Origin of the sequence: Sulfuricurvum sp. RIFOXYD12_FULL_44_77 (assembly GCF_001830725.1) — a bacterium.
Taxonomy (GTDB): Bacteria; Campylobacterota; Campylobacteria; order Campylobacterales; family Sulfurimonadaceae; genus Sulfuricurvum; species Sulfuricurvum kujiense_A.
The window spans coordinates 1-5,272 of the sequence record NZ_MIBU01000164.1; the positions used below are offsets into that span (position 1 = coordinate 1).

Here is a 5,272-nt window from a genome sequence, read left to right on the forward strand (position 1 = left end):
ACGGTTGGGAAAATCATCCGCTCATTCGTGGGGCCGAAAAGGGTGATGGAAGGGCGGTTCATCGCCCACCCCATATGGGTAGGTCCCGTATCGTTACCGATGATGAGATCACAATGTCCGATAAAACTGACCAGTTCAATCAGCGACATTTTCGGAGCAACATGCGCGTTGGAAGAGTGCTGTGCAATCCACTGCGCATCAAGACGCTCATCCTCACTTCCCCAGATCAAAAAACACGGATAGGATAGGGCGTCGCACAATGATGCAAAATGTTCTTTCGGATAGCACTTGCTCGGCCAAGAGGCTCCGATAACACAGGCAATATTTTTTAGGGGGCTAAGCTCTTGAGGTCTCTTGATGAGAGGGAAAAGAGGCACTTTGTTCAGTATGTCGTTTTCATCGTAGGGGATGTGCAGTGCTTCGGTTATGACGAGAACATTGCGTTTGATAACATTCATCTCATAAGGGATTGCGGAAGCCGTATCGTAAAACCATGCGGCAATCGCTTCCCGTGCGCTGTGACGGTCAAACCCGTGTACATTCCCTTTTAAAAACGAGGCGACGAGTGCCGATTTGAGTAACCCTTGCGCATCGATAATCTGATCGTAGGGGGGAGCAGATTTGAGGGAACGGATCGTCTCTCTCAGAAGTGTAAAACTTTTTGTTTTTTTGATCCGTTTGAGGGGGACGGGGATCACTTCATTGATGAGAGGATGGTTTTGTAAAATCGAGGCAAATGCTTCCTCAACATACCAGTCAATAGTTGCATTAGGGTAATATTTGCGGATAATCTGCAAGACTACGGCAGTATTGACGATGTCGCCCAATGCGCTTAATCGTACAATAGCGATTCGGAAATTTCGAGTATTCATAAGCATAACTATAGCGCAACTAAGCTACAATCCGCATCAATTACAGGTGTAAGGAGAGGAGAGATAATGGTTGTTCAAGATATTCAGCAGTTTGCAGAAATCCGCCCGAAAGCACGAGCCTATTTTTGTTATTTGTTCCATAAAAATCTCCCGAATCACCTCCCTTCCGTTTCGATAGAATCCCTAACCGCCCGTTTACTAAAAATTCGGGGTGATCTTAAGGGACTTGAAGCGGCATACATCCTCGATGCTGCGGGGAATCAAGTCACTCCAACCTATCTCAAAAGCGGAAAAAAAGAGGAAGAGATTGGGGAAAGTCGATCTACGAGAGCCTATTATTATCGCGCTATGCATGAGCGCCGATGTACGATTACCGATCCCTATCCCTCTTTGCTTAACGACGAATTGACCGTTACGGCATCGGAGCCTATTTTCGATGAACACGGTGAAATCGTTTACGTAGCCTGTATCGATATGCCGTTGGCCGAAGTGTTGAAAATTGCTCATCCTATGGCGCTTGAATCGGCAGCAGGACGTTTTTTCAGAGTAGCGTACGGGGCATTTACCGTAGTCCTCGCATTAGTCTCTTTACTCCTTTTTGTAAAAGGGATAGAAGGATTTTTGTCGTACGGAATGGGTCAGTATGATCGAATCGAAATTAAAGATATTTTTGAAGCGACGATCCTTCTGACCCTCTCTCTGGCAATCCTCGATTTGGTCAAAACGCTCTTTGAGGAGGAAGTGTTAGGACGTCCGAAAAGCGATCCCTCATCGAGCATTCATAAAACAATGGTCCGTTTTTTAGGTTCGATTATCATTGCACTCTCGATTGAAGCGTTGATGCTCGTCTTTAAATTTGCGATGACCGAACCGCATATGCTTGTGAATGCGATTTACATTATCGGCGGAGTGGCGATGCTCCTTGTGGGGCTTGCCATCTATATCCGTTTTACCAATTTAGGAGAACATCGTTGATAGCTATCGTCGATTACAATATGGGCAATCTTGCCAGTGTTAAAAATGCTTTTGATCTGTTGGGTGAAAAGGTGGTTGTCGAATCCGATCCCGAGAAGCTGAAGACATATGATCGTATTATTCTCCCCGGTGTCGGTGCATTCGGAGATGCGATGGAACATTTGCGAGAACGCGGTATGGATGAAGCGGTGCGTGAATACGCACAAAGCGGAAAATACCTTCTCGGTATTTGTTTGGGGATGCAGCTTTTATTTGAATCAAGTGAAGAGTTCGGCATTTCCGAGGGGCTTGGACTGATTCAAGGGCGAGTCGTGGCATTTGACACCAGCCGTTTTCATACCCCTTTGAAAGTTCCTCATATGGGATGGAATCGGATGTTTACGACGGATCATCCTCTGTTTCAGGGGTTAGATGAAGCCCATTACCTCTATTTCGTCCACTCCTACCATGCCCTCTGTACATCCCAAAATGACAGTATCGGCGAATCTGTTTACGGCTACCGTTTTACGAGTGCGGTGGCGCACGAGAATGTGATGGGGATACAGCCCCATCCTGAAAAAAGCCACGATAACGGGCTGAATATACTCAAAAATTTTATCAACCTCTAAAGGATTTATTTTTATGACTATTTTTCCGGCAATTGATTTAAAAGACGGCAAAGCGGTACGTCTGACCAAAGGGTTAATGGAGAGTGCGAAAATTTATTCCGATACCCCTTGGGAACTCGTTAAAACTTTTGAAGAGATGGGTGCGCAGTGGGTTCATCTGGTTGATTTGAACGGTGCATTTGCGGGAGAGCCGAAAAATCTGGAGCAGATTCGTGCGAACGGATCGTCTCTCTCAGAAGTGTAAAACTTTTTGTTTTTTTGATCCGTTTGAGGGGGACGGGGATCACTTCATTGATGAGAGGATGGTTTTGTAAAATCGAGGCAAATGCTTCCTCAACATACCAGTCAATAGTTGCATTAGGGTAATATTTGCGGATAATCTGCAAGACTACGGCAGTATTGACGATGTCGCCCAATGCGCTTAATCGTACAATAGCGATTCGGAAATTTCGAGTATTCATAAGCATAACTATAGCGCAACTAAGCTACAATCCGCATCAATTACAGGTGTAAGGAGAGGAGAGATAATGGTTGTTCAAGATATTCAGCAGTTTGCAGAAATCCGCCCGAAAGCACGAGCCTATTTTTGTTATTTGTTCCATAAAAATCTCCCGAATCACCTCCCTTCCGTTTCGATAGAATCCCTAACCGCCCGTTTACTAAAAATTCGGGGTGATCTTAAGGGACTTGAAGCGGCATACATCCTCGATGCTGCGGGGAATCAAGTCACTCCAACCTATCTCAAAAGCGGAAAAAAAGAGGAAGAGATTGGGGAAAGTCGATCTACGAGAGCCTATTATTATCGCGCTATGCATGAGCGCCGATGTACGATTACCGATCCCTATCCCTCTTTGCTTAACGACGAATTGACCGTTACGGCATCGGAGCCTATTTTCGATGAACACGGTGAAATCGTTTACGTAGCCTGTATCGATATGCCGTTGGCCGAAGTGTTGAAAATTGCTCATCCTATGGCGCTTGAATCGGCAGCAGGACGTTTTTTCAGAGTAGCGTACGGGGCATTTACCGTAGTCCTCGCATTAGTCTCTTTACTCCTTTTTGTAAAAGGGATAGAAGGATTTTTGTCGTACGGAATGGGTCAGTATGATCGAATCGAAATTAAAGATATTTTTGAAGCGACGATCCTTCTGACCCTCTCTCTGGCAATCCTCGATTTGGTCAAAACGCTCTTTGAGGAGGAAGTGTTAGGACGTCCGAAAAGCGATCCCTCATCGAGCATTCATAAAACAATGGTCCGTTTTTTAGGTTCGATTATCATTGCACTCTCGATTGAAGCGTTGATGCTCGTCTTTAAATTTGCGATGACCGAACCGCATATGCTTGTGAATGCGATTTACATTATCGGCGGAGTGGCGATGCTCCTTGTGGGGCTTGCCATCTATATCCGTTTTACCAATTTAGGAGAACATCGTTGATAGCTATCGTCGATTACAATATGGGCAATCTTGCCAGTGTTAAAAATGCTTTTGATCTGTTGGGTGAAAAGGTGGTTGTCGAATCCGATCCCGAGAAGCTGAAGACATATGATCGTATTATTCTCCCCGGTGTCGGTGCATTCGGAGATGCGATGGAACATTTGCGAGAACGCGGTATGGATGAAGCGGTGCGTGAATACGCACAAAGCGGAAAATACCTTCTCGGTATTTGTTTGGGGATGCAGCTTTTATTTGAATCAAGTGAAGAGTTCGGCATTTCCGAGGGGCTTGGACTGATTCAAGGGCGAGTCGTGGCATTTGACACCAGCCGTTTTCATACCCCTTTGAAAGTTCCTCATATGGGATGGAATCGGATGTTTACGACGGATCATCCTCTGTTTCAGGGGTTAGATGAAGCCCATTACCTCTATTTCGTCCACTCCTACCATGCCCTCTGTACATCCCAAAATGACAGTATCGGCGAATCTGTTTACGGCTACCGTTTTACGAGTGCGGTGGCGCACGAGAATGTGATGGGGATACAGCCCCATCCTGAAAAAAGCCACGATAACGGGCTGAATATACTCAAAAATTTTATCAACCTCTAAAGGATTTATTTTTATGACTATTTTTCCGGCAATTGATTTAAAAGACGGCAAAGCGGTACGTCTGACCAAAGGGTTAATGGAGAGTGCGAAAATTTATTCCGATACCCCTTGGGAACTCGTTAAAACTTTTGAAGAGATGGGTGCGCAGTGGGTTCATCTGGTTGATTTGAACGGTGCATTTGCGGGAGAGCCGAAAAATCTGGAGCAGATTCGTGCCATTCGAGCAAATTGTAATGTCAAATTGCAACTCGGCGGCGGAATTCGAGATGAAGTGACGATTCAGCGTTATTTAGATTTGGGGATTGATCGACTGATTTTAGGCTCGATTGCTCTTCGTGATCCCGAGTTTGTTAAAACGATGGCGGCTAAGTATCCTATCGTCGTCGGTATCGATGCGATTGACGGCTATGTCGCGGTTGAGGGATGGGGTGAAGTGAGCACGATGAAAGCCACGGATTTAGCTCGTGCGTTCGCAGATGCGGGGGTAGAAGCGATTATTTGTACCGATGTTGGACGTGACGGTACACTTTCTGGGGTAAATGTCGATTTTACCCTTGAGATTGCTCAAGCATCGGGTATACCTACAATAGCCAGCGGCGGTGTAAAAGATGAGAGCGATATCGAAGCATTGCTAAAAAGCGGCGAAGTCTCCGGCGTAATCGTCGGAAAAGCTTTTTATGAGGGTAGAATTGACCTCAAACGCTTTTTTTAAACTTACCGCAAAGTTGGTTAGGTTATCATTGGGTATTAATTCTGTAAAAATGTATCACTAA

General features: G+C 45.4%; 6 protein-coding genes and 1 pseudogene. 6 read left to right on the plus strand and 1 reads right to left on the minus strand.

The annotated features are described in order from the left end of the window. Positions 1 to 872 (minus strand): lipopolysaccharide heptosyltransferase I (gene waaC, locus A2517_RS06595; protein WP_294895336.1); only part of this gene is annotated, 872 nt, incomplete at its 3' end. A 66-nt stretch (positions 873 to 938) separates the two neighbouring features. Here waaC and A2517_RS06600 point away from each other — a divergent pair. The 6 genes and pseudogenes from A2517_RS06600 (at position 939) to hisA (ending at position 5,211) form a co-directional block, all read left to right on the plus strand. Next, positions 939 to 1,847: a PDC sensor domain-containing protein gene (locus tag A2517_RS06600; protein WP_294895338.1), complete on the plus strand. Its 909-nt coding sequence runs from the start codon at positions 939 to 941 to the stop codon at positions 1,845 to 1,847. Then, positions 1,844 to 2,455, plus strand: a complete 612-nt coding sequence (gene hisH, locus A2517_RS06605) for an imidazole glycerol phosphate synthase subunit HisH (RefSeq protein ID WP_294895340.1) — start codon at positions 1,844 to 1,846, stop codon at positions 2,453 to 2,455. The genes A2517_RS06600 and hisH (A2517_RS06605) overlap by 4 nt, the downstream gene beginning before the upstream one ends. 13 nt (positions 2,456 to 2,468) lie before the next feature. Continuing rightward, positions 2,469 to 2,663: pseudogene (locus A2517_RS06610) on the plus strand (HisA/HisF-related TIM barrel protein); the annotation flags it as partial. Between the two features lie 319 nt (positions 2,664 to 2,982). Further along, on the plus strand, positions 2,983 to 3,891 hold the full coding sequence (locus tag A2517_RS06615; RefSeq protein ID WP_294895338.1) for a PDC sensor domain-containing protein: 909 nt from the start codon (positions 2,983 to 2,985) through the stop codon (positions 3,889 to 3,891). Then, positions 3,888 to 4,499: an imidazole glycerol phosphate synthase subunit HisH gene (gene hisH / locus A2517_RS06620; RefSeq protein ID WP_294895340.1), complete on the plus strand. Its 612-nt coding sequence runs from the start codon at positions 3,888 to 3,890 to the stop codon at positions 4,497 to 4,499. The genes A2517_RS06615 and hisH (A2517_RS06620) overlap by 4 nt, the downstream gene beginning before the upstream one ends. Before the next feature lie 13 nt (positions 4,500 to 4,512). Further along, complete coding sequence (hisA, locus tag A2517_RS06625; protein ID WP_294895342.1) at positions 4,513 to 5,211, plus strand: 1-(5-phosphoribosyl)-5-[(5-phosphoribosylamino)methylideneamino]imidazole-4-carboxamide isomerase; 699 nt, start codon at positions 4,513 to 4,515, stop codon at positions 5,209 to 5,211. The last annotated feature ends 61 nt before the right edge of the window (positions 5,212 to 5,272 follow it).

Coding starts and splice junctions, on each gene's coding strand:
- A2517_RS06600 (WP_294895338.1), top strand. CDS start 939: ATGGTTGTTCAAGATATTCAGCAGTTTGCAGAAATCCGCCCGAAAGCA.
- A2517_RS06615 (WP_294895338.1), top strand. CDS start 2,983: ATGGTTGTTCAAGATATTCAGCAGTTTGCAGAAATCCGCCCGAAAGCA.
- hisA (WP_294895342.1), top strand. CDS start 4,513: ATGACTATTTTTCCGGCAATTGATTTAAAAGACGGCAAAGCGGTACGT.